Source organism: Phormidium sp. CCY1219 (assembly GCF_035615515.1).
Taxonomy (GTDB): Bacteria; Cyanobacteriota; Cyanobacteriia; order Cyanobacteriales; family Laspinemataceae; genus CCY1219.
In genome coordinates this window covers 1-2,476 of record NZ_JAJENT010000162.1, presented here as the reverse complement: position 1 = coordinate 2,476, position 2,476 = coordinate 1, and the positions used below count along the sequence as shown (strand labels likewise).

Below are 2,476 nucleotides of genomic sequence, written 5' to 3'. Positions count from 1 at the left end.
ATATGGAGTTAGGCGACCTTGAGGAATCTGAAACCGAATCTGCCGAAGACCTCGGGGATATGGACTTAGGCGACCTTGGTGAATCTGAAACCGAAGAAGACCTCGGGGATATGGACTTAGGCGACCTTGGTGAATCTGAAACTGAAGAAGACCTCGGGGATATGGATTTAGGCGACCTTGGTGAATCTGAAACCGAAGAAGACCTCGGGGATATGGATTTAGAGGGGTTAGGTACGGAAAGCGCCGAGGAAAGTGAAGCCCTGATGAAAAATCCGTTTGAGGAATCTGAGGATGAACTCGGGGATATGGATCTCGAAGGGCTTGGGGAATCGGATTCTGATGAACTCGGGGATATGGATCTCGAAGGGCTTGGGGAATCGGATTCTGATGAAGACCTCGCCGATCTCGATCTCGAAGGATTTGGGGAATCTGATGCTGAAGAAGACCTCGGCGAACTCGATCTCGAAGGGCTTGGGGAATCCGAGGACTCAGAAGAGGAATTGGACACAGTGGATCTCGATGCGCTAGATGACGATATGGACTCTGATGATGATTCAGATATGTCCGATTTACTGAAAGGTTTGTAAGGAATTTTTCAGCACCCAAGATTTAGCCATGCAAGCCTCCCTTGCGGAGAACAACAATTGAAAGTGGCCCCTGGGCGTGGTGGTCACTATAAAACGCTCAAATCCTGCTCTGCGGTTGTTAGAGGTCTTCATCGATGATGCAGCAGGTCAAGAGAACCCCGCACCGTATGCTTGCTTCGGTGTCGGGAGTACGTCACCAGCCAACTTTAACCTTCAGGAGAATGATTCCATGAGTGTCGCTCAAACTGATGCCCTCACCTTCGAGTGCGAAACTGGAAACTATCATACATTTTGCCCGATTAGCTGCGTGGCGTGGCTTTACCAGAAGATTGAAGATAGTTTCTTTTTGGTAATTGGCACGAAAACTTGCGGTTATTTCCTGCAAAATGCTATGGGGGTGATGATTTTCGCAGAACCGCGTTATGCGATGGCGGAGTTAGAAGAAGGGGATATTTCTGCGAAGCTCAATGATTATGAAGAGTTGAAGCGGCTTTGCTTGCAGATCAAGCGCGATCGCAATCCCAGTGTCATCGTTTTTATCGGCACCTGCACCACGGAAATCATCAAAATGGATTTAGAAGGTTTAGCTCCGAACCTCGAATCCGAAATCGGCATTCCAATCGTGGTGGCGCGGGCCAACGGTCTCGATTATGCCTTTACCCAAGGGGAAGATACCGTACTCGCGGCGATGGTTCAGCGTTGCCCGCGAGGCGTGGAAAAAGAAGAGGACAAACAAGAGCGCAATGGGATTCAAAAACTCCTGAGCTTCGGAAAGAAAAAAGAAGAAGTCATCGCCGAAGAAACGGAATATGCAGACCATCCCCCCTTAGTGCTGTTTGGTTCCCTTCCCGATCCGGTGGTTACGCAGCTTACTTTGGAACTGAAGAAACAAGGGATAAAGGTATCCGGGTGGTTGCCTTCTAAGCGTTATACGGAACTGCCTGTGATTGAGGAAGGGTATTACGCTGTGGGAGTTAATCCGTTTCTCAGCCGCACGGCAACAGGTTTTATGCGTCGTCGCAAGTGCAAGTTAATTGGCGCTCCATTCCCCATCGGTCCGGATGGTACCCGAGCTTGGATCGAGAAAATTTGCTCGGTTTTCGGTATCGAACCGCAGGGTTTAGCAGACCGCGAAGCGCAAATTTGGGAGAATTTGTCTGACTACGTTGACCTGATTCGCGGCAAGTCGGTGTTCTTCATGGGAGACAATTTACTGGAAATTTCTTTGGCCCGGTTTTTGATTCGTTGCGGGATGAGTTGCCCAGAAATTGGCATTCCGTATATGGATAAGCGCTATCAAGGGGCAGAGTTGAAGCTGCTCGAACAAACTTGCCAGGAAATGGGCGTTCCAATGCCGAAGATTATCGAGAAACCTGATAATTACAATCAGATTCAGCGGATTTATGAGTTGAATCCGGATTTGGTGATTACCGGCATGGCTCATGCGAATCCGTTGGAAGCACGCGGAATTAATACGAAGTGGTCTGTTGAGTTTACTTTCGCACAGATTCACGGGTTTACGAATGCCCGCGACATTCTGGAGTTGGTGACTCGTCCCCTGCGTCGCAATCACGCACTCAAGGATCTCGGTTGGGAAAAGTTGGTGAAGGAAGAGGCGAAGATTTAAGCGCCGCTTCTGTATTCTCAAGTTAAATGGGGGTTCTTGGGAGAGCAGGCAATGTCTGCTCTCTTTTTTCCTGCTTTATACCACTTTTCTAAAATCTCGATCGCCACTGAAGCAATCAGATCTTGCAGGTTTGAACTCGCGATCGTTTGCACCCTTGCTTACCCAGGGACTCAAAGTTATAGTGGATCCACACTCGCCAATGATTCGCGCCCGCAATGAAGAAAAAAAAATTGACAAAAGCAGGGGGATGGGATAAAATATA

At 48.7% G+C, this 2,476-nt stretch carries 1 protein-coding gene and 1 pseudogene; both read left to right on the top strand.

Features of this window, described 5'->3' with window-relative positions:
- Positions 1-587, top strand: a pseudogene (locus tag LKK83_RS00890) (hypothetical protein); the annotation flags it as partial.
- A gap of 229 nt (positions 588-816) precedes the next feature.
- Positions 817-2,214, top strand: a complete 1,398-nt coding sequence (locus LKK83_RS00885) for a ferredoxin:protochlorophyllide reductase (ATP-dependent) subunit N (RefSeq protein ID WP_324628840.1) — start codon at positions 817-819, stop codon at positions 2,212-2,214.
- Positions 2,215-2,476 lie beyond the last annotated feature (262 nt).

Excerpts from the sequence above, each read along its gene's own strand:
- LKK83_RS00885 (WP_324628840.1), top strand. The coding sequence starts at position 817 with ATGAGTGTCGCTCAAACTGATGCCCTCACCTTCGAGTGCGAAACTGGA.